General features: G+C 64.0%; 1 pseudogene. It reads left to right on the top strand.

Features of this window, described 5'->3' with window-relative positions:
- Window positions 1-264: pseudogene (locus AB4874_RS19960) on the top strand (ISL3 family transposase); the annotation flags it as partial.

Below are 264 nucleotides of genomic sequence, written 5' to 3' on the forward strand. Positions count from 1 at the left end.
AGATCGCCCGCATGATGACCTCTGGTCGGCATCACCTCTCGAAGGCCGACAGCATATTCGTCGCGCAGATCGAACATGCTTTGCCGCAACTGGCGCAGGACCGTCGGCTCCTCGACGCCTTTACCTCCATGATCCGCAATGGCGAGGAGAGCGGGCTGGCAGCTTGGTTGGATCAAGCAAAGGCGTCTGGACTGGCAGCCTTTGCGCGCGGGCTCTCCGCCGATCTGGACGCGGTTGCGGCGGCGCTGCGCGAGCCTTGGTCCA

It is taken from the genome of Thioclava arctica (genome assembly GCF_040892615.1).
In the GTDB taxonomy this organism is placed as follows: domain Bacteria; phylum Pseudomonadota; class Alphaproteobacteria; order Rhodobacterales; family Rhodobacteraceae; genus Thioclava; species Thioclava arctica.